Origin of the sequence: Streptomyces sp. GB4-14, assembly GCF_022696125.1 — a bacterium.
GTDB classification, from domain to species: domain Bacteria; phylum Actinomycetota; class Actinomycetes; order Streptomycetales; family Streptomycetaceae; genus Streptomyces; species Streptomyces werraensis.
Window position 1 is genome coordinate 2,285,401 of the sequence record NZ_RZHO01000002.1, and the last position, 23,388, is coordinate 2,308,788.

The 23,388-nt window shown below is 74.6% G+C and carries 19 protein-coding genes; 8 read left to right on the plus strand and 11 right to left on the minus strand.

Annotation, left to right across the window (positions count from 1 at the left end; genetic code table 11):
* Positions 1-25: 25 nt before the first annotated feature.
* Genes ELQ39_RS11460 through ELQ39_RS11475 form a run of 4 tightly spaced genes read right to left on the minus strand, consistent with a single transcriptional unit; the run spans position 26 to position 4,673 of the window.
* Positions 26-1,114 (minus strand): hypothetical protein, encoded by a 1,089-nt coding sequence (locus ELQ39_RS11460; protein ID WP_190002309.1) that lies wholly within the window; start codon positions 1,112-1,114, stop codon positions 26-28.
* A 42-nt stretch (positions 1,115-1,156) separates the two neighbouring features.
* Positions 1,157-2,095, minus strand: a complete 939-nt coding sequence (locus ELQ39_RS11465) for an N-acetylneuraminate synthase family protein (RefSeq protein WP_006133408.1) — start codon at positions 2,093-2,095, stop codon at positions 1,157-1,159.
* Between the two features lie 14 nt (positions 2,096-2,109).
* The gene (locus ELQ39_RS11470) at positions 2,110-3,324 is read right to left on the minus strand and encodes a cytidylyltransferase domain-containing protein (protein WP_225626054.1); all 1,215 of its coding nucleotides are present in this window, start codon (positions 3,322-3,324) and stop codon (positions 2,110-2,112) included.
* A gap of 32 nt (positions 3,325-3,356) precedes the next feature.
* Positions 3,357-4,673 carry a DUF6716 putative glycosyltransferase gene (locus ELQ39_RS11475; protein ID WP_242591831.1) on the minus strand — a complete coding sequence of 439 codons (1,317 nt, stop codon included), beginning with the start codon at positions 4,671-4,673 and terminating at the stop codon, positions 3,357-3,359.
* Between the two features lie 198 nt (positions 4,674-4,871).
* Between ELQ39_RS11475 and ELQ39_RS11480 the strand changes: the two genes are divergently transcribed.
* The 6 genes from ELQ39_RS11480 (at position 4,872) to ELQ39_RS11505 (ending at position 13,109) form a co-directional block, all read left to right on the plus strand.
* Positions 4,872-5,861 carry a glycosyltransferase family 2 protein gene (locus ELQ39_RS11480; protein WP_242591832.1) on the plus strand — a complete coding sequence of 330 codons (990 nt, stop codon included), beginning with the start codon at positions 4,872-4,874 and terminating at the stop codon, positions 5,859-5,861.
* Positions 5,858-7,153, plus strand: coding sequence for an alpha-2,8-polysialyltransferase family protein (locus ELQ39_RS11485; RefSeq protein WP_242591833.1), 1,296 nt, complete (start codon positions 5,858-5,860; stop codon positions 7,151-7,153). The genes ELQ39_RS11480 and ELQ39_RS11485 overlap by 4 nt, the downstream gene beginning before the upstream one ends.
* 128 nt (positions 7,154-7,281) lie before the next feature.
* Positions 7,282-8,532, plus strand: a complete 1,251-nt coding sequence (locus ELQ39_RS11490; RefSeq protein WP_242591834.1) for a tetratricopeptide repeat protein — start codon at positions 7,282-7,284, stop codon at positions 8,530-8,532.
* Positions 8,529-10,742 (plus strand): polysaccharide pyruvyl transferase family protein, encoded by a 2,214-nt coding sequence (locus ELQ39_RS11495; RefSeq protein ID WP_242591835.1) that lies wholly within the window; start codon positions 8,529-8,531, stop codon positions 10,740-10,742. The genes ELQ39_RS11490 and ELQ39_RS11495 overlap by 4 nt, the downstream gene beginning before the upstream one ends.
* Positions 10,743-10,787: 45 nt before the next feature.
* A complete protein-coding gene (locus ELQ39_RS11500) occupies positions 10,788-11,753 on the plus strand; it encodes a glycosyltransferase family 2 protein (protein WP_242591836.1) in 966 nt (321 codons plus the stop codon).
* A 3-nt stretch (positions 11,754-11,756) separates the two neighbouring features.
* The gene (locus ELQ39_RS11505; RefSeq protein ID WP_242591837.1) at positions 11,757-13,109 is read left to right on the plus strand and encodes an alpha-2,8-polysialyltransferase family protein; all 1,353 of its coding nucleotides are present in this window, start codon (positions 11,757-11,759) and stop codon (positions 13,107-13,109) included.
* Between the two features lie 241 nt (positions 13,110-13,350).
* Here ELQ39_RS11505 and ELQ39_RS11510 read toward each other — a convergent pair whose 3' ends face one another.
* Positions 13,351-14,001 (minus strand): TetR/AcrR family transcriptional regulator C-terminal domain-containing protein, encoded by a 651-nt coding sequence (locus ELQ39_RS11510; RefSeq protein WP_242591838.1) that lies wholly within the window; start codon positions 13,999-14,001, stop codon positions 13,351-13,353.
* Between the two features lie 71 nt (positions 14,002-14,072).
* Here ELQ39_RS11510 and ELQ39_RS11515 point away from each other — a divergent pair, with 71 nt between their 5' ends.
* Positions 14,073-15,473, plus strand: a complete 1,401-nt coding sequence (locus ELQ39_RS11515; RefSeq protein WP_242591839.1) for an FAD-dependent oxidoreductase — start codon at positions 14,073-14,075, stop codon at positions 15,471-15,473.
* Between the two features lie 33 nt (positions 15,474-15,506).
* Here the strand turns inward: ELQ39_RS11515 and leuE are convergent, their stop codons facing one another.
* Together leuE and ELQ39_RS11525 are read right to left on the minus strand one after the other, a co-directional pair.
* On the minus strand, positions 15,507-16,157 hold the full coding sequence (gene leuE, locus ELQ39_RS11520; protein ID WP_190002297.1) for a leucine efflux protein LeuE: 651 nt from the start codon (positions 16,155-16,157) through the stop codon (positions 15,507-15,509).
* 71 nt (positions 16,158-16,228) lie between these two features.
* Positions 16,229-17,809 carry an acyl-CoA mutase large subunit family protein gene (locus tag ELQ39_RS11525; RefSeq protein ID WP_242595585.1) on the minus strand — a complete coding sequence of 527 codons (1,581 nt, stop codon included), beginning with the start codon at positions 17,807-17,809 and terminating at the stop codon, positions 16,229-16,231.
* Between the two features lie 320 nt (positions 17,810-18,129).
* On the opposite strand from ELQ39_RS11525, the gene ELQ39_RS11530 reads away from it, so the two are divergent.
* Positions 18,130-18,993: a L,D-transpeptidase family protein gene (locus tag ELQ39_RS11530; protein ID WP_225643075.1), complete on the plus strand. Its 864-nt coding sequence runs from the start codon at positions 18,130-18,132 to the stop codon at positions 18,991-18,993.
* A gap of 239 nt (positions 18,994-19,232) precedes the next feature.
* Here the strand turns inward: ELQ39_RS11530 and ELQ39_RS11535 are convergent, their stop codons facing one another.
* From ELQ39_RS11535 to ELQ39_RS11550, 4 genes are all read right to left on the minus strand, one after another.
* The gene (locus tag ELQ39_RS11535; RefSeq protein ID WP_242591840.1) at positions 19,233-20,351 is read right to left on the minus strand and encodes a hypothetical protein; all 1,119 of its coding nucleotides are present in this window, start codon (positions 20,349-20,351) and stop codon (positions 19,233-19,235) included.
* A complete protein-coding gene (locus ELQ39_RS11540) occupies positions 20,351-21,025 on the minus strand; it encodes an RNA polymerase sigma factor (RefSeq protein WP_048460809.1) in 675 nt (224 codons plus the stop codon). Before ELQ39_RS11540 ends, ELQ39_RS11535 begins: the two co-directional genes overlap by 1 nt.
* Positions 21,026-21,430: 405 nt before the next feature.
* Complete coding sequence (locus tag ELQ39_RS11545) at positions 21,431-22,306, minus strand: hypothetical protein (protein WP_242591841.1); 876 nt, start codon at positions 22,304-22,306, stop codon at positions 21,431-21,433.
* 208 nt (positions 22,307-22,514) lie between these two features.
* Positions 22,515-23,132 carry an RNA polymerase sigma factor gene (locus ELQ39_RS11550; RefSeq protein WP_190004830.1) on the minus strand — a complete coding sequence of 206 codons (618 nt, stop codon included), beginning with the start codon at positions 23,130-23,132 and terminating at the stop codon, positions 22,515-22,517.
* Between the last annotated feature and the right edge of the window lie 256 nt (positions 23,133-23,388).

The following is a 23,388-nucleotide window of genomic DNA, read 5'->3' on the forward strand; positions in this document are numbered from 1 at the left end:
TCCGGCCCAACCCACGCCGGACGGTTCATCTGGCGGACAGCGGGTCAGGACCCGGGGGTGTGGCGGGCCGCACCGGGTGGGCGTCGCGCGCGGTGCCGACGACGTCGGCGAGGAAGCCCTGGGCGCGCGGGGAGGCGTGGGCGGTGAGCCACGCCGGGTCGATGTCGCACACCGCGATCCGCACTCCGGTGCCGGCCAGGGCGAGCGGCAGGGTGTGGACGACGGTGGAGGGGAAGCTGACCACCGTGCGGCCCACCGGGCCCCGGCGGGCGACCAGTTCCAGGGGGAGCTCGGGGCGGACGATCTCCAGGCCGGTCTCCACGGCCAGCCGGTGCAGCTTCTCGGTGGTCTCGCGGCGGTGCGCGAAGTAGCGGCGGGCGCCATGGGTGCGGGCGAGGCCGCCGACCGCCCGCACATAGGCGTCGGCGTCCACGACGCCCGTCTCCACCAGGGAGGTGCCCACCAGATCGGCGCCCTGGGTGACGCGGGGCGGTCCGAAGCGGTCGCGGGTCCAGGCGAAGGTGTGCGCGCGGACGGTGACGCCGGGCGGGACGTCCGCCATCGGCATGGAGGTGAAGACCTCCACGGTGCGGTCCCGGCCGGGGCTGAGCCGGCGCCGGGCGACCGCGGACACGGGGGCGAACACCAGGTCGCGGGGGCCGGGGCGGCCGCCCTTGCGGTGCCAGCGCACCAGGCGTTCGCCGCGGGCGAGCTGGCCCGCGAACTCCATGGTCGCCGTGCCGTCGTCGACGACCACCACCTCGGGTGCCCGGGTGATGGTCAGCAACAGCTGCACGTACCGGGAGAACGGGTCGCCGAGGACGACCCGCCGGGCCCGGCGCAGGGGCACGGCGAGGCCGCCTATGGTGCGCAGCGGGGCGCTCGCGCCCCCGCGCGCCTCCTCCCAGCGGACGTCGTGTCCCTCCTCGCGGGCCAGCTCCGCCATGCGGCGGAGCTGGCCGCGGGTCATCGGGTCGACCGGGGACAGCACCACGAGGTCGAGCCCCGCGCCGGGCGCGTGGGCGTGCGCCCACTCCAGCACGTTGAGCAGCTGGACCGGACTCTCCACGAAGGCGAGCGTGCGGGGGCCGGTGCGGCCGGCGCGGGGGCTCATCGACGTACGACCGTTCCCGTCGTAGGGGTGGGTGAGGGCGGGTCAGACCGAGACGGGCTCGCCGGCGGCCGTGGCGATCTCCGCCTCGGCGACCACGCCGGTGACACGGCGCAGCTTCTTCATCGGGCCGAGCTCGGACTCGTAGACCTTCTTCACGCCGTCGCCGAGGGAGGCCTCGATGGTGCGGATGTCGCGGACCAGACGGGTCAGGCCCTGCGGCTCGACGGAGGCGGCCTGGTCGGAGCCCCACATGGCGCGGTCGAGGGTGATGTGGCGCTCGACGAAGCAGGCGCCGAGGGCGACCGCGGCGAGGGTGGTCTGCAGGCCGGTCTCGTGGCCGGAGTAGCCGATCGGGACGTTCGGGTACTCCTGCTGGAGGGTGTTGATGACCCGCAGGTTCAGCTCCTCCGCCTTGGCCGGGTAGGTGGAGGTGGCGTGGCAGAGCAGGATGTTGTCGCTGCCGAGCACCTCGACCGCGTGGCGGATCTGCTTCGGGGTGGACATGCCGGTGGAGAGGATGATCGTGCGGCCGGTGGCACGCAGTTCGCGCAGCAGCTCGTCGTCGGTGAGGGAGGCGGATGCCACCTTGTGGGCGGGCACGTCGAACTTCTCCAGGAAGGCGACGGCCTCGGTGTCCCACGGGGAGGCGAACCAGTCGATGCCCTTCTCCTTGCAGTACGCGTCGATCTGGCGGTACTCGTCCTCGCCGAACTCCACGCGGTGGCGGTAGTCGATGTACGTCATCCGGCCCCAGGGCGTGTCGCGCTCGATGTCCCACTGGTCGCGCGGGGTGCAGATCTCGGGGGTGCGCTTCTGGAACTTGACGGCGTCGCAGCCGGCCTCGGCGGCGGCGTCGATCAGCTTGAAGGCGTTGTCGAGGTCGCCGTTGTGGTTGATGCCGATCTCGCCGGTGACGTAGACGGGGCGGCCGGGGCCGGCCTCGCGGGAACCGAGGGTGCGGATGCGGGAGTTGGTGCTCATGACCAGGGGTTTCCTTACTGGGGGAGGGAATCGAGAGAGGGACCGAGGATCCAGCCGGCGATCTCTCGGATCGCGCCGTCACCGCCGGGGAGGGTGGTGACCGCACGGGCGGCGCCGCGTACGGCGTCGTGGGCGCTCGCGACCGCCACGGGCCAGCCGACGAGGGCGAAGCACGGGAGGTCGTTGACGTCGTTGCCGACGTAGAGCACGCGCTCGGGCGCGATGCCCTGCTCCTCGCACCACTGCTTGAGGGCGAGGTCCTTGCGGTCGACGCCGTGCAGCACGGGGAGCTTGAGCTTGCGTGCGCGCGCGGCGACGACCGGGTTCTGCTCGGTGGACAGGATCAGCAGCTTGAGGCCGCTGCGGCGCAGGGCGGCGATGCCGAGGCCGTCGCCGCGGTGCACGGAGACGAACTCCCGTCCGTCCGCGTCGATCAGCACCCGGTCGTCGGTCTGGGTGCCGTCGAAGTCGAGGACCACCGCGTCGATGTCGTCGGCGGTGGGCAGGCCGGTGCGGCCCGCGTCGAGAAGGGGCGCGAGGGCGCGGGCCCGCGCGAGGTCGTGCGGGTCGTCGACCTCCAGGACGCGCGCCGGGTCGGTGCGCACGAGCTCGGTGCGGCCGAAGAAGCGGTGGCCGTGCTCGCGCAGGCCCGCTGCGTCCATGGCGTAGGCGGCGCCGGTCTCCAGGAAGTCCTGGGGGCGGTCCTGACGGCGGGGGCGCACGGACTTGTCGTGGTTGACGCCGTGGCCTCCCCCGGCGGCCCCGGCATGTGACTCGCGCCAGACGAAGCCGTGGAACGGGGCGACCGTCACCGCCGTGTCGGCGCCGCCGTGGGCGACCGCGGCGGCCACCCCGTCGACGTCCTCGCGGGTGAGGAAGGGGCTGGTGCACTGCACGAGCAGGACGACGTCCACCCGGGCGCCGTGCAGCGCCTCGTGGGCGTCCAGGGCGTGCAGCACGGCCGCCTCGGAGGTGGCGGTGTCGCCGGCGATGGCCGCGGGCCGCAGGACCACCTCGGCGCCCGCCTGCCGCGCGGTCTCGGCGATGGCCGCGTCGTCGGTGGAGACGACCACGTCCGTGACGTGCCGGGCGGCGCGGCACTCCCGTACGGCGCGGGCCACCAGGGGCACACCGCCGACGGGGGCGAGGTTCTTCGCGGGGACGCCCTTGGAGCCGCCGCGCGCGGGAATGACGGCGAGCACCCGGCGGACGGCCGGAGAGTCGGACATGGGGTCAGCTCCTCGATGGGGGGTGCGGGCGGTCACAGCTCGCCCATGCGGCGGATCACGGGCGCCACGCGCTGCACGCCGTGGCGGTAGGCGCCGCGTGCGGTGCGGCGCACGATCCGCCGGACCGGGCCGGGCTCCCGGTCCGCGGCGGGCGCGCCGGGCAGCGGCGTCCCGTCGGGGCCGAGGTGGTGGCGGGCGAGGACGCCGGGCAGATAGCCGGGCGCGGTGACGGGGGTGTAGTACGGGGTGATCGGCGGAAGCCCGCCGGGCCGGTCGAGCAGCGCGGCGATGCGGGCGCGGGCCGTGTCGAACGCCGTCGCGTAGCCGCCGTCGGCCGCCACGCCCTGCCGGGCCAGCCACTCCTCGTCGGGCTCCGGGCGGTGTCCGTCGTCGAGCTGGTCCCAGGAGGCGAGGCAGCCGGAGCCCACGAAGTGGTGGTTGCCGAGCGCCTCCCGGATGCCGAGGTCGGTGAGGACCGCGGTGGGGATGCGCCGGTGCAGCGACTCCAGGGCGGCCGTCGAGCTGACCGTGACCAGCAGGTCGGTGCGGTCCAGGACCTCGCCCATGTGCCCGTAGACGAGGCGGAAGTTGGGCGGCAAATCGTGCCGCTGGGCGAGCTTCTGGTAGGGCAGTTCCTCGATGTGCGTGGTGTGTTCGCCGGGCTTGGAGCGCAGCTTCAGCAGCACCTCGCGCTCGGGGTGCCGGCGGGCGTGCCGCACCAGCCGCTCCAGCAGGTACGTACGGTCCCTGCGGGTGTCCGGGACGGAGGGCTGGGCGGCGAACACGACCGTGTAGGGCCCGCGCCCCTCGTGTTCGCCCTCGTACGCGGCGCCGCCCAGGAACGGCAGCGCGACCTCGGTCACCGAGGAGGCGTCGGCGCCCACGCCGTCGTACACGGCACGGAAACGGTCCGCGTCCTGGCGGGAGTTGGCCAGCACCAGGTCGGCGCCGTGGCGCAGCAGCAGGCCGTCGGCGAGCTTCTCGTAGACGACGCCGACGTAGCCGGTGACGACGACGGGCCGCCGCGGCCGGTCTTCCCAGATCCGCTTGAGTCCGTGCAGCATCGCCTGCACCCCGCCGCCGACCAGGGCGAGCACGAGGACGTCGTACGACTCCTCACGCATCGTGCGCAGGAACTCGACGGCGGTGACCTCGCGGAGCGAGTCCGCGGTGACCCCTACCTCGCCGAGCTGGCGCGGGGTGGGGGTGGCGCGGCCCCGCAGCAGGAGTCCGTCCAGGCGGATGTCTCGCGGCGCGATGCGGTTCGCGGTGAGCGTGCCCCATTTCCAGCGGGTGTCGGAATCCGCGAGGACCGCCACCCTGAGGGGCTTCGTTGCACTTGCTGGCACGCCGGAAAAGCTAGGAAGCGAATTCCGCGAACGGCCCAACCGCGTCTCAACGAAAAGTTAACAACACACAGCCGGAGGCCGAACCGGCCCGGGAAAACACCCGAGGTAGGCGCGGTCCACCGGACCGACACACGGAGTTCACGGTCCGTACGGCCGGCGGAAAGAAAGCGCGCCGGGCACTCTCCTAATGTTTTCCGGGTGCCGAAGCTTTCCGTGATCGTCCCCTTCCGCAATGTCCGGCAATACGCGCCGGACGCCCTCGGCGGCCTGCGCGCGAATGCCCGCCCGGATTTCGAGTTCGTTCTGGTCGACGACGGTTCCGAGGACGACACCCCGGTGCTCCTGGAAAGGGCCGCCGAGGAGCTGTCCCGTGTCGCGCGCGTGCGCCATGTCCGACGGGAGAGCGCCGGCGGGATCTCCGTCGCGCGCAACACCGGTCTGGACGCGGCGACCGGCGAGTACCTGACCTTCCTGGACGGCGACGACTGGTACGCCCCCGGGTACCTGTCCGACCTGGTCGCCGCGGTGGAGGAGCTGGGCTGCGACTTCCTGCGCACGGACCACGTGCGGGTCACCGGGCGCTCCCGGTCCGTGCGGCGGGTCCCGGTGGGGCTGCGGGACGAGGTGCTGGACCCGCGCGAGGTGATCCTGCCCGCCGACCGGACGACCGCGGTGGACTATCCGCAGGTGTGGGCCGGGGTGTATCACCGGCGGCTGCTCGAGCGGGGGCTGCTGCACTTCCGGGAGGAGCTGCGCACGGCGGAGGACCGGCCGTGGATCTGGCGGCTGCACCGGGAGGCGGAGTCGTTCGCCGTGGTGGGCCTGCTGGGCGTGTTCTACCGCAAGGGCGTCGCCTCCTCCCTCACCCGCGTCGGGGACGAGCGGCAGCTGGACTTCGTCCCGGCCTTCGACCGGGTGGTGGCGGAGACGGCGGCGGACCGGGACGCGGACCGGCTGCTGCCGAAGGCGGTGCGGACGTACTGCGCGGTGATGGACCGTCATGTGGACGAGCGGGACAAGTTCGAGCCGGCGGTGGCCGCGCGGTTGCGGCGGCTGTGCGCGGACGCGCTGCGGCGGCTGCCGCGGGACGTGCTGGACGAGGTGCTGGACTCGATGGACGCGGGGCGGGCGGCGCGGCTGCGCCGGCTGCGACGGGCGCCGCTGCGCGCGGGAAGGGGTGCCGCGTGAGGGCGGCCGGTACACAGATCGTCTGCGCGAGCGGCCTGACGGACGTCGTGGTGGCCGCCGCGGCTGCCGAGGCCGGGCTGCTGCCTCAGGCGCGGCTCAGGGTGCTGCTGGTGTGCGACGACACGCCGGTGCCGGAGGCGGCCCCGCCGTGGGACGAGGTGCCGGGCTTCGCACGGCTGCGGGCCCGCTTCGACGCCGTGCTGTCCTGGAACGAGGCGATACGGCCCTTCCACCCGGCGGCCTGGACGCCGCGCACGGAGGACGTGCCGCTGCTGGAACGGTACGTCAGGAAGCTGTGGGGGCTCGGGGACGGCCGGGTGGAGCTGGTCCTCGGCGCCCCGGACACCGCGCCGGCGCAGTCGGTGGCCCGCGTGTTCACGGGCGCTCCCCTGCACGTGTACGCGGCCGGCCCGGCGGGCTACGGGCCCACGCGCGGCAAGCTCGACCCGCTGATCGGCACACGGGTGCGGCAGGTGCTGCACCTGGACCTGGTGCAGGGCCTCACGCCCCTGCTGCTGGGCGAGTTCGGCGCGCCCGCGCGTGCGATCCCGGCGGACGCCTTCCGGGCGGTGGCCGAGGAGGTCGCCTCGGCGGTGACGGGGGTGCCGGAGGGGGCGGCGCTGGTGGTCGGGGAGCGCCCGCCGGACCGGGCGGGCGGGGAGGACGCGCCGCACGCGGAGATGGTGCGGACGGCGGCCCGACGCGGCCACGACCGGGTGGTGTTCGCGCCCCACCCCGCCTCCCCGTCCCGGCACGCCGCCGGGCTGCGGGCCGAGGCCGGCCGCCTCGGCGTGGACCTCACGGTTCTGGACACGCCCGTCCCGGTGGAGGCGCTGTACGAGGCGTCCCGCCCGGCGCTGGTCGTCGGCTGCGCGTCGGCCGCGCTGTTCACGGCGTCCGCCCTGTACGGCCTCCCGGTCGCCCGCGTCGGCACGGAGCACCTGCTGGGCCGGCTGACGCCGTACCACCATCCGCGGCGGGCCGCGCTGGTGCTGGCGGAGGCGGTGCTGCCCGGGGCGGCGGGCGGCGCGCCCGCGGCCGGCGACCTGGACGGGCTGCTGAGCGCCCTCGCGTTCACCATGCGCCCGCCGGTTCGTCCCGCGCTGCGGGCCGAGGCGGAGCGGTATCTCGCGGCGGGCGCGTGGGAAGCGCGGTGGTTCCCCCGGCGGCGGCTCACCGCGCTGGGGCTGCCCGGGGGTGTGCCGCGCCGGCTGGCGTTCCTGCCGCGGAGCCGGGCCGCCCGGCGGGTGGTGCGGCAGGTGCGGGCGCTGCGGAAGGCGGTCGGAAGATGAGGCGCGACCGGGCGCGAGCGGCCGACGGCCGCCCGCCGAGGACTGTTCACCGAGTGTCCATCCTCACGCCACCGGCGGCCCGCCGTGCTCGGGCACATTCGGCGTCCGGAACGAGGACGGTGGCACGGATGACGAACTCCCTGGCGGGACTGTTCAGGGCGCGGCGGAAGGAGGCCCCCGCGCAAGCGCTCCTCGCCCGGGGGCTGCGCCTGTGCGGTGACCACCTCGCCGAGCGCGGCGAGGGCACGGGTCCCGGCGGCGCGCGGCTGGTCCGGGCGATCGGCGGGTACGCGGGGGCGCTCGCGAGTCCGTCGGCGGACCCGTTCGACGCCCTGCTGCGGGTCGGCGAGCGGGCCCTGGAGGCGGGCGGTCCCGGCGCGCCGGATCTGGCGCTGGCCGTCGCGGACACAGCCGTGGAGATCCGGCAACGGTCAAAGGGCGCCTGGCGGCTGCGCGGTCTCGCGCTGGACCGGCTCGGCCGGGAGGCCGAGGCGCTGGAGTCGTACGACCGCTGCCTGGAGCTCGGCGCGGAGGCGGCCGGTGAAGTGGCCCGCCGGGTCACCACGCTGCGCCGCCGCCGCGCCTGCCTGGAGGAGGCCGCCGCGCTGTTCCCGGGGGCGGCGGACACACTGCTCGCCCCGGCGGGCCGGACCACGTCGGTCACGGCGGCCGAGTTCGCCTCGTTCGTGCGGGCGCGCCTGTCCGAGCGGGGCCCTCAGGACGACGCCGTACGGCGGCTGCTGGCGCTCCACGCCGGCTACCGGCGGCTGCTGGAGCGGTCCGCGCTGCCCGACCCGCTGCTCGGCGGAGCCGAGCCGGTCGGTGTCACCGGGCTGCGAGGGCTGCTCGCGGGCCGGAGCGTGTGCCTGGTCTCCAACGCCCCGGCGGTGGGCGACAGCACGCTGGGCGAACTGATCGACGGCTACGACGTCGTGGTGCGCTGCGACGCGTTCCGGATCCGCGCCGGGGGCACCGGGGAGCGCACCGGCCTGCACGCGGTGACGCTGCGCGGCGACACCCCGTGGGAGGGGCCCGCCTGGACTCGCCCGGCCGGGATCCGGCTGGTGTTCGGCGACCCGGCGGCCGCCTGGCGGCGCGCCCTGCGGCAGCGGCTGACGGCCGGGGCGCAGAGCCACGTCGGGGACGCCTCGCTGCGCCGCCCGCTGGACGATCCGGCGCTGCTCGGCGAGGACGGCTGGGACGCCCGGACCACCACCGCCTTCACCGTCCTGCGCCTGCTGGACTTCCTGGACGTCACCCCCCGCCTGGACCTGATCGGCTTCGACGGCGGCGGCACGCTGCGGCCGCGGGAGGCCGCCTGGGTCCGGGACCGCGCCACGCACGTCGACGACCGCACGATGAGGACCGCCCTGCGATGAACACCGCCCCGGCGGACGACCGGAGCGCCGTCACCGGCAGACGCCGGATCGCCTTCGCCGTCCGCACCGACGCCGCCGGACTGCCCGGCACGGCCGCCCTGCTGCGCAGCCTCGCCCTCGCGGCCCCCGACGTCTGCGAGGACGTCGTGGTGCTGCACCCGGGCCTGCCGGACGAGGAGTTCGACGTGCTGCGCCGGCTGCACCCGCGCGTGGTCGCACGCCGCGACGGAGGCCTCGCGGACCTGCTGCGGCCGGCCGGGTACGACACGGTCGTCGTCCTCACCGCGGACTCGGTCGTGCTCGGCGACGTCCGTCCGCTGCTGCGGCTGCGGCACGGGGTCGGCGCGGTGCCGCGCACCGGCGCGGACGACGTGCGGGGCGGGCCGCTCGACGGCCTGCTGGTGGTGCAGCGCGCCGACCTGGACGAGACGCTCCTCGCGCGGCTCGCGGCGGGCGAGGACCCGGCGACGGCGCTGGAGAAGGTGCTGACCCCGGTGGACGGGCGGTACGACTTCCCGGCCGCCCGGCTGGGCGACGACCTGCCGGTGCCGGCGGACGTGGCGGTGCTGCGCTTCCCCGTCGGGTCCGGCGCGCCGGCGTCGGGTCCGGCCGCCGAGGCGCGGGGCCGGTTCGAGACCGACGACGAGGCGTTCCGGGCCGCGTACTGCGCGCTGCCCGGCGAGAAGCACCCCGAGCTGCTCGCGCACCTCGCGCCGCCGCTGCTGGCGGCCCGTCCCTCCCTGGACCTGGCGCGGACGGTCGCGGAGGTGCACCGCAGGCAGGGACGGTACGACGAGGCGGTCGAGGTGCTCGCCCCGGTGGTGGGCGACCGGCTGGACGCGCCGCGCTGCCAGGAGACGCTGGGCGTGTGCCTGATGGCGCTGTCGCGCTACGCGGAGGCGGAGGCGCGGCTGCTGCTCGCGGCGGCCTCCCCCGACGTCGCGCCCCGCGCCTACGCGCAACTGGCGCGCCTGGCCTGGATCCTGGGGCGGGACGAGGACGCCCGCCGGTACGCCCTCCAGGGCCTGGACGCCGACCCCACCGACGCCGGCTGCCACGCCTGGCACGTCCGCACCCGGGCGGAGGAGGAGCAGGCGGAGGACGGCGGGGAGCCGGCGCACGCGCGTGAACAGCTCGCGCACGTCGCGCTGTTCGCGGAGGGGCGGGAGAACGCCGGCGACAAGGTGCTCCCGGAGGCCGTACGGCTCTGCTTCGGGCCCGGCACCGGACCGCGCCGCTGGTACGCGCAGCCCGTGCACCGGCTGGTCGACGAGGCGGCGCTGGAGGAGCTGAACGCGCGGCGCGGGGTGGTCGTGGGCGGCGGCGGGCTGTTCCTGCCGGACACCTCCCCCAACGGCAACAGCCACTGGCAGTGGAACGTCCCGGACGATCTGCTGGAACGGCTCACCGCGCCGCTCGCGGTGTTCGCGGTCGGCTACAACGTGTTCGACGGCCAGTCCTACCGGCGCGCCCGGTTCGCGGAGAGCCTGCGCGTCCTGGTCGAGCGGTCGGCGTTCTTCGGCCTGCGCAACCACGGCTCCATCGACCGCGTCCGCGAACTGCTCCCGGCCGGGCTGCGGGACAGGGTGCGGTACCAGCCCTGCCCCACCACGGTCGCCCGCCGTCTGGTGCCCGGCTGGACCGACCCGGCCGAGCGGACCGACACGGTGCTGGTGAACTGCGCGTACGACCGCGCGGGGCTGCGTTTCGGGCACGACTACGGGCACTTCCTCGCCCAGATGGCGTTCGCGCTGCGCGGCCTGCGGGAGCGGGCGGACGTGCGGTACGCGGCGCACATGCCCGCCGACGAGCGGTTCGTGGACGACCTGCGCCGGGTGCACGGCCTCACGCTGCCCGTGGAGCAGCTCTACGAGCGGACGAACGACGAGATCCGCGCGCTGTTCCGCACGTCCCGGCTGGTGATCGGGATGCGCGGGCACGCCGGGATGATCCCGTTCGGCTGCGGCACTCCCATCCTCAGTCTCGTCTCGCACCCGAAGCTGGCGTACTTCCTGTCCGACATCGGCCGCGAGGAGTGGGGGCTGTCGGTGCACGACCGGGACCTCGGGCCGCTGCTCCTGGAGCGGGCGGCGGCGGTCCTCGACGACCACGCGGGCGCCGTGGCGGACGTGCACGCCGCGCAGCGGCCCCTGTGGGAGGTCACCCGCGCCAACCTCGGCGAGCTGAGAGAGGTGTTCGGCCCGGCCTGACCCACCGCACCGCCGCCGCTTCCCGTCCCGAAAGAGAGAAACCCCGTGCCGAAACTGTCCGTCGTCGTCCCGATGCACAACGTGGAGGCGTTCGCGGAGAGCACCTTGCGCAGTCTCGCCGCCAACGCGCACCCCGACGTCGAGTTCCTGATCGTCGACGACTGCTCCACGGACGCCACACCCTGGGTGATCGAGCGGTGGACGGAGAAGCTGCCGGGCGCGCGGGTGATCCGGCACGACACCAACCGGGGGATCGCCCAGGCGCGGAACTCCGGCATCGACGCGGCAGAAGGGGAGTACCTGGCGTTCCTCGACGGCGACGACTGGTACGGGCCCCGTCATCTCGCCGCGCTGGTGCGGGCGATGGACGAGCTGGGCTGCGACTTCGCCCGCACCGACCATGTGCAGGTCACCGGCACCGAGCGGGTGATCAAGCGGCCGCCGGCGCCGGTGCGGAACGCGGTGATGGACCCGCGCGACGGCATCGCGCCCGCCGACACGGAGACCATGGTCGACTACCCGTTCGTCTGGGCGGGCGTCTACCGCCGGCGCCTCTTCGAGGACGGCGGGATGCGCTTCGTCACCGAACTGCGCACCGCCGAGGACCGGTTGTGGATCTGGCGGCTGCACCTCACGGCGCGCAGCTACGCCTCCCTCGGACTGCACGGGGTGTTCTACCGGCGGGGTGTCGCGACCTCCCTCACCCAGATCAAGGACGACCGTCAGCTCGACTTCATCCCGGCGTACGACCTGCTGCTGGCAGACGTGCGGAACGACCCGGAGTGCGACCGCTTCCTGCTGAAGGCGGTCCGCACCTACTGCGCCATGATCGCCTTCCATCTCGGCAAGGCGGACGCGTACGAGCCGTCGGCGGCGGCGCGGCTGCGGCAGGAGGCGCGTCAGGCGCTGCTGCGCATGCCGCAGGACGCGCTGGAGGAGACCCTGGCCACCATCGACAGCACCCGGAGCAGGCTCCTCGGCCGCCTGCGCGACGGGCGGAAGGCTGCCTGACCCATGGACCGCACGACTCAGATCTTCCAGGTCTCGACCCTGTACGGCGCCGCCACCCTGGCCGCGGCGCTGGACGCGGGGCTGTACGGACCGCGCGGACAGGCCCGCCGGATCCTGCTGGTCTCGCACAACGCCGCCGTCCCGGAGACCGCGCTGCGGCTGGACGAGATGCACGGCTACGGCCCGCTGGCCGCCCGCTTCGACGAGGTGGTGAGCTGGAACGAGGCGATCAGCCCGTACCACCCGAGCGCCTGGGGCCCGCGCGGCTCCGACACCGTGCTGTGGCAGCGGGCGCTGCGGCTGCTGTGGAACATCGGCGAGGACGACCGGGTCGACCTGGCCGTCGAGTCGATCCAGGCCAACCCGGCCCGCGCGCTGGTCGCGATCTTCTCCGAGGCCTCCGTCGACGTGTACGCCGACGGGCTGATGAGCTACGGCCCGACCCGGGAGAAGCTGCCGCTGACCCTCGGCCGGCGCGTCCGCCGCCTGCTCCATCTCGACCTGGTGCCCGGACTGCGCCCGCTGCTGCTGTCCGAGTACGACGTGGAGCCGGTGATCGTGCCGGACGGGGCGTTCCGCGCGGTGCTGGACGAGGTCGCCCGGGAGGCGGCGGACGACCCGCTCCTCGCCCCTGTGCGCGAGGAGCGGCCGACGGCCGTGCTGCTCGGCCAGTACCTGGCGGCGATCAACATCCTGAGCGCGCGCGAGGAGGAGGACCTGCACGTGCGCATGCTCACCGGGGCGGTGCGCGCCGGTCACCGCTCGATCGTCTTCAAGCCCCATCCGACCGCCCCCGCCGGCTACTCGGCGGCCCTGCACAAGGCGGCGGCCGACGCGGGCGTCCAGCTCACCGTGCTGGACGCGCCGCTGCTCGCGGAGACGCTGTACGAGCACGCCCGCCCGGAGCTGGTCGTCGGCTGCTTCTCCACGGCGATGGTGACCGCGTCCGCCTACTACGACGTGCCGGTGGCGCGGGTGGGGACGGCGCTGGTCCTCGACCGGCTGCGGCCCTACCAGAACAGCAACCGCATACCCCTGGCGCTGGTCGACCACCTGGTGCCGGACCTGGAGCGGGACGAGACCCCGGCGGTGCTGGGCGCGGCGCCCGCGTCGCTGGAGCCGCTGGTGCGGACGATGGGCTTCTGTATGCAGCCCCGGACGTATCCGGCGCTGCGGGACCAGGCGGAGAAGTGGCTGCGCACCCACCTCGCCGGCAGCCCCGCCGCGTACTTCCCGGCCCTGCGCCTGGCCGAACTGGGGCTGCCGGGCAGCAGCCCGGCCACCCGCGCCCGGGTCCGCGCGGCGCGCGCGAAACGGAAGGTGGGCCGGGCGGTCCGCCGGGGCGGGAGGCGGTAGGCGGCGCGCCGGCCGGGGCTCGGGGGCGACGCCGGCCGCGGGCCGGTGGGGGCTCGTCGCGCGGTTCCCCGCGCCCCTTGAGGGCGCCGGTCGGGAAGCGCGCCGAAAGGGGCGCGGGGAACTGCGCGAACGGTGGCATCGGGCACCGTCAGCCTCTGAGCCCGCGGGTCGGACCACCCACCCAGGGGCGCGGGGAACTGCGCGAGCGGCCCCCACCGGCCGGCACCCGCCCCGAGGCCCCTCAGTTCGTCCCGTAGCGGGACTCGATGCCGGCGACGATCAGGGCGAGGCCCTCCTCGAAGTGCTCGTCGTAGTCGCCGAAGAGCGCCGCCCCGGCCTCGGCGGCGAGGGGATGGCCGGCCATCAGACGGGCGCGGGCCTCGACGTCGAAGCCCTCGCGGCGCTCGCCGGGCATCGGTTCGACGCCCTGCTCCTCGGCGACGAAACCGAGCGTGTAGAGGAACGTCGTCTGCAGCGCCCGGGCCGCCTGGGTCAGGGTGAGGCCCGCGGACGTGAGCAGCCGGAGGTTCGCCTCCTGCTGCTCGGCGTGCTCCAGGCCGGTGAAGCGGGTGCCGCTGAACACCTTGGCGCCGTCGCGGTAGGCGAGCAGCGTGCGGCGCAGGACCCGGCTGGCCCGCAGCAGCCGCTCCTGCCAGCTGTCGTCCGGGTCGGGCTCGATGCCGTCGGTCATCCGGCGGAACATCTCGGTCGCCATCTCGTCCAGCAGCGCCTGCTTGTCCTTGAAGTGCCAGTACAGGGCGGGCGCCTTGACGTCGAGCTCCTTGGCGATGGCGCGCAGGGTCAGCCCGTCGAGGCCTGCCTCGTTCAGCAGCTTCAGCGCCGTGCTGGCGACCCGTCGGCGGTCCAGCGGCGCGCGTCGTTCGGTGCTCACGCTTGACAACTTAACACCGTTAGGGAGACGCTCGGGCGGCGGGCCACTTAACGCTGTTAAGGAGACGGATCATGAGCGACACCCCTGTCCTGATCGTGGGCGCGGGGCCGACCGGCCTCACCCTCGGCATCGACCTCGCCCGGCGCGGGGTCCCGGCGCTGGTCGTGGAGCGGGAGGACGGACTGTTCCCCGGATCGCGCGGCAAGGGCCTCCAGCCGCGCACCATGGAGGTCTTCGACGACCTCGGCGTGCTGGACGCGGTCCGGGCGGGCGGCGGCCGCTACCCGGTCGGCATGCTCTGGCGCGACGGGAAGCGGCTGGGCGAGCACCACCTGATGGACCCGGTGGAGACCACCGAGGAGGCGCCGTACGAGGGCTGGATGGTGCCGCAGTGGCGCACCCAGCGGATCCTGCGGGACCGTCTGGAGGAGCTGGGCGGCAAGATCGCCTACGGCCGGGAGGTCACGGACGTCACCCAGGACGAGGACGGCGTGACCGCCCACTTCGCCGCTGGGCCGCCGCTGCGCGCCCGGTACCTCGTCGCGGCGGACGGCGGACGGTCGGCGGTGCGCCGGGCGGTCGGCGCCGGCATGACCGGCGAGGCGGTCGACCCGCTGCCGATGCTGGTGGCGGACGTGCGGGTCAGGGGCCTCGACCGGGACTGGTGGCACATGTTCCCGCCCCGCGAGGGCCGGGACGAGTTCCTCACCCTCTGCCCGCTCGCCGGCACGGACGACTTCCAGCTGGTCGCCCGGTTCACCGAGGGCACCCGGGTGGACCTCTCCCCCGACGCCGTACGGCGGGTCGTGGCCGCCCGCACCCACCTCGCCGCCGAGGACGTCGCCGAGGTCCTGTGGGCCTCCGACTTCCGGCCGCGCGCCGCGCTCGCCGACCGCTTCCGGGCGGGGCGGGTGTTCCTCGCGGGCGACGCCGCGCACGTGCACTCCCCGGCCGGCGGCCAGGGCCTCAACACCTCCGTGCAGGACGCCTACAACCTGGGCTGGAAGCTGGGCGCGGTGCTGTCCGGCGGCGCGGACCCGTCCCTCCTCGACAGCTACGAGGAGGAGCGGCGGGCGGTCGCCTCGGACATGCTCGGCCTGTCCACCCGCATCCACCGGGGCGAGGCGAAGCGCGGCGGGGCCACCCTGCAACTGGACCTGGGGTACCGGGACTCCGCCCTCAGTGCGGAGACGCGCGCCGAGCCGGGACCGGTGCGCGCGGGCGACCGGGCCCCGGACGGCCGCGTGGACGGCACACGTCTCTTCGACGCCTTCCGCGGCCCGCACTGGACCCTGCTGGCGCTGGGCACGGACGCCCCCGAACCGCCAGAGGGTGTACGGCTGGTGCGCGGGCCGTCCCACGGGACGTACGGCACGGGCCTGTTCCTGGTCCGCCCGGACGGCTACGTGGGCTGGACCGGGGACACCCCGGACGGGCTCGGCGCCTACCTGGCCCGGTTCGTGAGGCCCTGACGGCGCATCCGTGGATCCCGGTCCGCGTACGCCCTACGCGCTCGCCGTGGACAGCTTCGCCGCGAAGCCCAGGAACAGGGCGCCCGCCGCCGAGGTGGCGCCCGCCGACAGCCGGCGCCGGCGGCGGAACGCGGCGGCGAGCCGGGTGCCACTGAAGATCAGCGCGCTGAGGTAGAGCACGCTCGCGATCTGGGCGAACGCGCCGAGCACCACGAAGGACAGGGCCGGGTAGGCGTAGGCGGGGTCGACGAACTGCACGAAGAAGGCGATGAAGAACAGGATCGCCTTCGGGTTCAGCAGGCTGACGACCAGCGCCCGGCGGAACGGACGCTCGTGGGGCGTCCCGGCGCCCGCAGTCTCCTCCGCGCGCTCCTCCCCGCGTCCGCGCCACATGCCCCACGCGGCGCGCAGCATCCCGACGGCCAGCCAGGCCAGATAGCCTGCGCCGGCGTACTTCACGATGCCGAACAGGACCGCGTTCGCCTGCAGCAGGGAGGCGACACCGGCGGCCGACAGCGTCATCAGGACGGCGTCCCCGCACCAGACGCCGGCGGCGGCCGTGTAGCCGGAGCGCACCCCGCGGCGGGCGGCGACGGACAGGACGTAGAGCGAGTTGGGCCCGGGCAGCAGGATGATCAGCACCAGGCCCGCCAGATAGGTGGGAAGGTCGACGACACCGAACATGGCAAGGAGTGTCGCACGCCGTGCGGCACTCGTCGCCCCTGTCTCGACCTGCGAGAACGCTGCCTGGAAGCCTAGAAGGCGTCGCTCGGCACGTACGTGCCCCACACCTCGCGCAGCGCGTTGCAGACCTCGCCGACCGTGGCGCGGGCCTTGAGGGCGTCCTTCATCGGGTAGAGGACGTTGTCCTCGCCCTCGGCGGCCTTCTTCAGCGCGGCCAGCGCGGTGTCGACCGCCTGCTGGTCGCGCTCGGCGCGCAGCTTGGCGAGGCGTTCGGCCTGCTGGGCCTCGATGGCCGGGTCGACGCGGAGCGGCTCGTAGGGCTCCTCCTCGTCGAGCTGGAAGCGGTTGACGCCGACGACGACCCGCTCGCCGGAGTCGGTCTCCTGGGCGATGCGGTAGGCGGAGCGCTCGATCTCGTTCTTCTGGAAGCCGCGCTCGATCGCGTTGACCGCGCCGCCGAGGTCCTCGACCTTCTCCATCAGCTCCACCGCGGCGGCCTCCACGTCGTCGGTCATCTTCTCGATGACGTAGGAGCCGGCGAACGGGTCGACCGTGGCGGTCACATCGGTCTCGTAGGCGAGGACCTGCTGCGTGCGCAGGGCGAGCCGGGCGGACTTGTCCGTCGGCAGCGCGATCGCCTCGTCGAAGGAGTTGGTGTGCAGCGACTGCGTGCCGCCCAGCACCGCCGCGAGGCCCTGCACGGCGACGCGCACCAGGTTCACCTCGGGCTGCTGGGCCGTCAGCTGCACCCCGGCCGTCTGCGTGTGGAAGCGCAGCATCAGCGACTTGGGGTTCTTCGCGCCGAACTCCTCCTTCATCACCCGCGCCCAGATCCGGCGGGCCGCACGGAACTTGGCGACCTCCTCCAGGATCGTCGTGCGGGCCACGAAGAAGAACGACAGGCGCGGCGCGAAGTCGTCGACGTCCATCCCGGCCGCGACGGCCGTGCGGACGTACTCGATGCCGTCAGCGAGGGTGAACGCGATCTCCTGCGCCGGCGAGGCGCCCGCCTCCGCCATGTGGTAGCCGGAGATCGAGATCGTGTTCCACTTCGGGATCTCGGCACGGCAGTACTTGAAGATGTCGGCGATCAGCCGCAGCGAGGGCTTCGGCGGGAAGATGTACGTGCCGCGGGCGATGTACTCCTTCAGCACGTCGTTCTGGATCGTGCCGGTGAGTTTGTCGGCGGGGACGCCCTGCTCCTCCGCGACAAGTTGGTACAGGAGCAGCAGCAGCGCGGCCGGGGCGTTGATCGTCATCGACGTGGACACCTTGTCCAGCGGGATCCCGCCGAACAGCACCCGCATGTCGTCGATCGAGTCGATCGCCACACCCACCTTGCCGACCTCGCCGTGCGCGATCGGCGCGTCGGAGTCGTGCCCCATCTGCGTCGGCAGGTCGAACGCGACCGACAGACCCATCGTGCCGTTCGCGATCAGCTGCTTGTAGCGGGCGTTGGACTCCGTCGCCGTGCCGAAACCGGCGTACTGGCGCATCGTCCACGGACGGCCCGTGTACATCGTCGGGTACACGCCCCGCGTGAAGGGGTACGAGCCCGGCTCACCCAGCTTCTCGGCCGGGTCCCAGCCCTCGAGAGCCTCCGGCCCGTAGACCGGTTCGATGGGCAGTCCGGACTCCGACTCGCGCGCCATGATGTTCATGCCTCCCGCTGAGCAGCGTTGCTCGATCCGATCGCCGGTCACCCGCCAGTTGCTCACCAGTACAGGCCGACCCCTCGACGGACTGTAGCGGTGCGCGTGCGGCCCGGTGGAGGGGCACACGCTGGGACCTTCCTCACAACTTCCGTGGGACCCCGCTCACAAGGCCTTCTCCTGTGCGGCCGTCGCATCCGGTCACTCCCCACCATGCCTCCTTGTTCCGCTCCGGTCATGTCCGGGGTAGAACCGGGATGACGACCGGGCGGGACCGGTGCGGCGGGACGACGGGGGGGGCCGGGGTGCGCGGCAGGGTCATGGGGAGGCAGGGCGCAGGCGTCCTGGCGGTGCTGGGCGCGATGGCGGTGGGTGCGGCCGGGTGCACGGTGCAGCCGGCCGGGACGGACGGGAAGGGCGCGCCGCCGGTGCGGATCGAGGTGCCGTCCCGGACGCCGGACGCGCCAGGGAAGTCCGCGTCGCCGAGCCGGACGCCTCAGGCGCCCGCGAAGAAGTCTCCGCCCGTCGCCCCTTCCAGCCGTCCGACGCCGGCGCGTGTGCTGTGGTCGCCGGGCGACGAGGGGCGGGACGTCCGTGAACTCCAGGCGCGGCTGCGGCAGATCGCCTGGATCTTCCACGGCCCCACCGGCACCTACGACGACCTGACGGCGGAGGCGGTCCGCGGCTTCCAGGGCAAGCGCGGTCTGCCGGAGACGGGCGTGACGGACACGGTGACCTGGCAGCGGCTGCTCGCCATGACGCGGGAGCCGGGCCGCTGGGAGCTGTATCTGATGGGCGGCCAGCCGGCCGACCCGCCCGACCCGCGCTGCATGACCGGCCGGGTGATGTGCATCAGCAAGTCCAGCCGCACCCTGCGCTGGATGATCGACGGCCGGACGGTGTCGACGACGCCGGTCCGCTTCGGCTCCGAGTACACGCCGACCCGGGAGGGCGTCTTCCGCGTCTACTGGAAGTCCCGGCACCACGTCTCCACGCTGTACGACTCGCCGATGCCGTACGCGATGTTCTTCAGCGGCGGGCAGGCGGTGCACTACTCGGCCGACTTCGCCGCGCGGGGCTACGCGGGGGCCTCGCACGGCTGTGTGAACGTGCGCGACGAGGACGCGATCGCGCGGCTGTACGAGCAGGTGCGGGACGGCGACAAGGTCGTCGTCCACTGGTGAGACCTGCGGCCTGAGGAGAGAGGGGCGCGGGCGGGACCGGGGGAACGTGTCCCGCCCGCGCCAGGTGCACGAGCCGTGGGTACGGGGGGAACCCCGGCTCAGTGCTACGGCCGATGACCAGTCGGCTCACTCAGTACTGCGTCACGAGGGCCGGAAGTGTCACACCGGTCGGTACGTACGTCGGACGCGGGGGCGTTTACGCAGCTCAGCGGGGTGAGGGGAGAATCCGGCCCGCCCGCCTAGTCCTGCTTGCCGTTCCCGTTGCCCTCGTCGTTGCCCTTGCCCTGGCTGTTCCCGTTGCCCTTGCCGTTCCCGTTGCCGCTCCCCTGGCCCTTGGAGGGGTGGTCGTCGGTGCGGGAGCCGCTGTTGCCGCGGCCTCCGCCGTTCCCGTGGCCCTCGCCGTCCCCGTTGTCGCCCTTGTTCTCACCGCTGTCGTCGTCGGTGTCGGGGCGGCCCTTGTCCTGGCCCGGGAGAGTGTTCCGCTGCTCGCCCTCGCCGCCGTCGAGGCGCGTCCCGGCGTCGTGCGTGCCGCCCCCGGCGCCCTTGCCGGCCGTGCCGTCCTCGGCGCCGTCCTCGGCGGTGACGCCGCGGCAGTACGCGGCGACGCGGGAGGCGCCGCCGGCCGCCTCGTGCAGGGCGCGGCGGCGTTCGCCGTTCACCGGCCGGCCCTGGTGCCAGGACCGGCAGGCGGAGACGACGAGCTTCCAGCGGGCGCCGTGGGCGGTCTTGCCGTCGTGCGCCGAGCCCTCGGGTGTGCGGTCGGGGTCCTCGCCGCCCTCGGCGCCGTCGCGGCCCCCGTCGACGGAGTCGCCCCGGTCGCCCTCGTCCGGGGTGGCGCCCTGGGCGGGCGGGGAGATCAGCGGGCGCTGGGGGTGCGTGGCCGTGGCGGCGCCCGCGGGGCCGGAGCGCGAGTCGTCGAAGGGCGTGCGCAGCAGCCCGGTCCCGGCGAGCACGGCGGTGCCGCCGACCATGCCGGCGACCAGCGCGGCGGCCAGCGCCAGCCGGGCGGTACGCGGCCTGCGGGCTCCGCCGGGCGTTCCGGTACGGCCGGTGCGCGGGGCGCGGAGACGGATCAGGCCGACGTCGGCGTTCCCGGTGCCGGTGCCGTGACCGGTGTGCGGGGCCGAGTCGGCCTGTCCTGTCCGTGCGTCCCTCGACGCGCGGAAGGCGGCCAGCGCGGCCGCCTCCCCGGGAAGTTCGGTCTCGGCCGTGGGCGGGGGCGCGGAAAGCGCGCGGAGCACTCCGGCGAGTTGTTCGGCCTGGTCACCGGCGGGTGGATCGGCAGCCCGGGGTGTCTCACCGCTCAGCAGGCGCTCCGCCGCCTCCGCGTCCAGCCACCTGTACCGCTCATCGGCCATCACAAGTCCTTCTGCGTCCGCGCTCGCAACTGCGTCACACTCGCGGACGTCACCGTACGACGGCGTGGTTCTCTCTGGGGCGGAAGGGCGTCGAGCACACCGGCGGATTCCGGATGGCCGTCCGGATCGTCGCCGAGCAGTTCGGCGAGCCGGCGCAGCCCGCGGTGCGCGGCCGTCCGTACGGCGCCGGGGCGCTTGCCCAGGGTCTGCGCGGCCGTCTTGGCGTCGAGGCCCACGACCACGCGCAGGACGACGGCCTCGGCCTGGTCCTGCGGCAGCCGGGAGATCAGGGTGAAGGCGCCGTCGGTGGCGAGCGCCTCGATCGCCTCGCCGGCCGTGTCCGACTCGGCGGGCCGTCCGGTGAGCTCGGTCTCGTCGCCGCCTATCGCCGGGCGGCGGCCGCGCATACGGATGTGGTCCAGCGCGCGGTTGCGGGCGATGCGCGCGGCCCAGCCGCGGAAGCGGTCCGCGTCGCCGGAGAACCGCTCCAGGTCACGGGCTATCTGCAACCAGGCCTCGGACGTGACGTCCTCGGCGTCGGGCTCGCCGACCAGTGTCCGTACGTACCCCAGCAGCCGCGGGTGCACGGCGCGGTACACGGTCCGGAACGCGGTCTCGTCCCCGTCCTGTGCCGCGCGCACCGCGGCGGTCAGCTCCGCGTCGTCCCCCAGCACGCGTGCGCCCTTCTGCGCCTGAACCGGCGCCGCTCTCGCGGACCGGGTTGCTCGCCGTCGTCGTTGCTCAGTCGGTCGTTGCGGTCTCGAGGCCGCGGAGATGTGGTCGTTTGTCTCCCGCGGCCTGGCGCGAAAGGCACGTTACGACCTGAAACCGCTCCCCGTCCATGACCGTACAAGATGCAACTAACCCGTGACACGGGACGTGTGACAGAAAACGCATGCCCGGCGCTGTAGAAGGTACGGGTCGCGCGCGGCCCGTACCGCGCGACGGCCGGGGCCTCTCCTGTGGGGGGTGGCGGCCCCGGCCGTCCCCGCGGACACAGGTGACGGCGCCTCAGGCGCGACGGCGCCCCGCGATCGCCGGGCTGCGAAACACCCCCGTACAGGTGACCCACGTCAACCTCAGGGCTTCCGCCCAGCTTCCTCGCCCTTGCCCTTGTCCTCGCCGGAGGAATCGGCTCCGGCCGCCTTCCCCGTGGGGCGGCCTGGGCCCGCTTCGTCTCCCGCCACGGGCGGAACACCCTCCGGAGCCGGCACGGAAGCCGTGGGCGGCGCGTCCCCGGCGCGCCCCGCGCAGTACGCCTCGACCCGCCCGGCACCTCCCGCCGCCGCCACCAGCCGCTCCCAGACCGGCGCGTCCAGCACCCGCCCCCGCCCGGCGACCCGCTCGTAGGCCCGGCACTGCGCCTCGACGGTCCCCGCGGCCTCCGCGGGCCCCGAGCCGCGCGCCGCACCGTCACGTCCCGCCTCCGTGGCGGACGCCGGCGCCGACACCCGCGGAGTTCCGGCGGCACCGGCGGCACGGGACGCGTCCGGAACCGTTGGAGCCGAGGCGGCGGACGGCGTCCGAGCCGGCCCGGTGTCCTCGGACCGCCCGCCGCTCGGCGCCTCCGCCGCCTGGATCCCGGCCCAGGCCACCCCACTGAGGGCACAGCCCGCGACCAGCGCCCCCAGCGTCGCCCGGAGCGACCGCCCGCCGAACCGCCGTCGGGAGGGCCGCCAGTCGTCCCGGTGGCGGGTGCGCGCGCCATGCGCCCCCGACTCCCGGGCGGCCACGAACGCGGCGACGGCCCGCTGCTCGGCCCCGGCGTCCACCCCGTCACGCACCAGGGCGGCGACGAGCAACGCCTCCAGCCGGGCCGTGTCACCGGCCGGCCTCTCGGCGGAGACGGATACGGCGGGCCCGGACGCGGCCGCTGCACCCTCAGGGCAGTCGGAGCGCTCTGGGTGCACACGCCGACGGCCGGCCTGCCCGCCGCCGCTCTGCCGTTCACCCATGTCCGTTCCGCCCCTGCTCGCTCATGTCCGGCCTGTCCGGTTCCGTCCGTTGCCTCTGTGTCCCGTGTCCGAGGCCTGACGGACGGCGCGCCCCCTCCCACCAGCGGGGAGCCGTTCGGGCCCCGGACAAACGGATACGTTCCGTCCGCCCGGCCCGTTCAGCCGCCGAGGCCGTGCCGTGCGGCGTGACCACCGTTCCGGCCCACGGTCACGTCGACTCACCCAGCGTCCTGGGCGCCTCATCCGTCACACCGTCGGCCGCGAGCTGCCGCGCCAGGCGCCGCAGACCGCGGTGCGCTGCCGTGCGTACGGCGCCCGGCCGCTTGCCGAGCACACGGGCGGCCGCGGGCCCGTCGAGGCCCACGACGACCCGCAGCAGCACCGCCTCGGCCTGGTCCCGCGGCAGCCGGCCCACGAGGGCGAGGGCCTGCTCGGTGGACATGGCCTCCATCGCCTGGTCGTGCGTGCTGTGCGGGGCGGGCAGCTCCAGGACGTCCTGCTCCAGTGCGGACGCGCGGGGGCGTACGCGCTGGCGGCGCAGGTGGTCCAGGGCGCGGTGGCGGGCGATGGTGGCCGTCCAGCCGCGGAACCCGGCGCCGTCGCCCTTGAACCGACCGAGGTCGCGGGCGATCTCCAGCCAGGCGTCGGACATCACGTCCTCGGCGTCGGCGCCGACCAGTCCGCGCACGTACGCGAGGAGTCCGGGCTGCACGAGCCGGTAGGCCACGGCGAACGCGGCCTCGTCGCCCTGCTGGGCACGCGCGACGGCGTCGCCCAGTTCCCCGTCGAACGCCTGCGTGCGGCGGGATTCCCCTCCGTGGCCCAAGAACCGTCCTCGTCCGTACCGAGCGCGATGCGCCTCGCATGACATGTGCACGTCTGTCGTGTCACACCCCCAGCGACCTCAGCGTGCAGGGCGGCCAAAGTGTCACAGGTCAACGCCCGTCCCAGGCCCCTCACGGCCCCCACGGGCCCCCCGACGGCACACTTCCGGACAGACGCGACCCCCACCGGGTCCGGCCCCGCCGGGCGTCCCCGCGGAGGCTCCGCCCCCGCCAGCTCCGAGCCCTCACCCGCCTCCG

Bases quoted from the DNA above. Each gene is read 5' to 3' on its own strand.
- ELQ39_RS11460 (WP_190002309.1), bottom strand. From the start codon at position 1,114: ATGAGCCCCCGCGCCGGCCGCACCGGCCCCCGCACGCTCGCCTTCGTG.
- ELQ39_RS11465 (WP_006133408.1), bottom strand. From the start codon at position 2,095: ATGAGCACCAACTCCCGCATCCGCACCCTCGGTTCCCGCGAGGCCGGC.
- ELQ39_RS11470 (WP_225626054.1), bottom strand. From the start codon at position 3,324: ATGTCCGACTCTCCGGCCGTCCGCCGGGTGCTCGCCGTCATTCCCGCG.
- ELQ39_RS11490 (WP_242591834.1), top strand. From the start codon at position 7,282: ATGACGAACTCCCTGGCGGGACTGTTCAGGGCGCGGCGGAAGGAGGCC.
- ELQ39_RS11495 (WP_242591835.1), top strand. From the start codon at position 8,529: ATGAACACCGCCCCGGCGGACGACCGGAGCGCCGTCACCGGCAGACGC.
- ELQ39_RS11505 (WP_242591837.1), top strand. From the start codon at position 11,757: ATGGACCGCACGACTCAGATCTTCCAGGTCTCGACCCTGTACGGCGCC.
- ELQ39_RS11515 (WP_242591839.1), top strand. From the start codon at position 14,073: ATGAGCGACACCCCTGTCCTGATCGTGGGCGCGGGGCCGACCGGCCTC.
- leuE (WP_190002297.1), bottom strand. From the start codon at position 16,157: ATGTTCGGTGTCGTCGACCTTCCCACCTATCTGGCGGGCCTGGTGCTG.
- ELQ39_RS11525 (WP_242595585.1), bottom strand. From the start codon at position 17,809: ATGGCGCGCGAGTCGGAGTCCGGACTGCCCATCGAACCGGTCTACGGG.
- ELQ39_RS11530 (WP_225643075.1), top strand. From the start codon at position 18,130: ATGGGGAGGCAGGGCGCAGGCGTCCTGGCGGTGCTGGGCGCGATGGCG.
- ELQ39_RS11535 (WP_242591840.1), bottom strand. From the start codon at position 20,351: ATGGCCGATGAGCGGTACAGGTGGCTGGACGCGGAGGCGGCGGAGCGC.
- ELQ39_RS11545 (WP_242591841.1), bottom strand. From the start codon at position 22,306: ATGGGTGAACGGCAGAGCGGCGGCGGGCAGGCCGGCCGTCGGCGTGTG.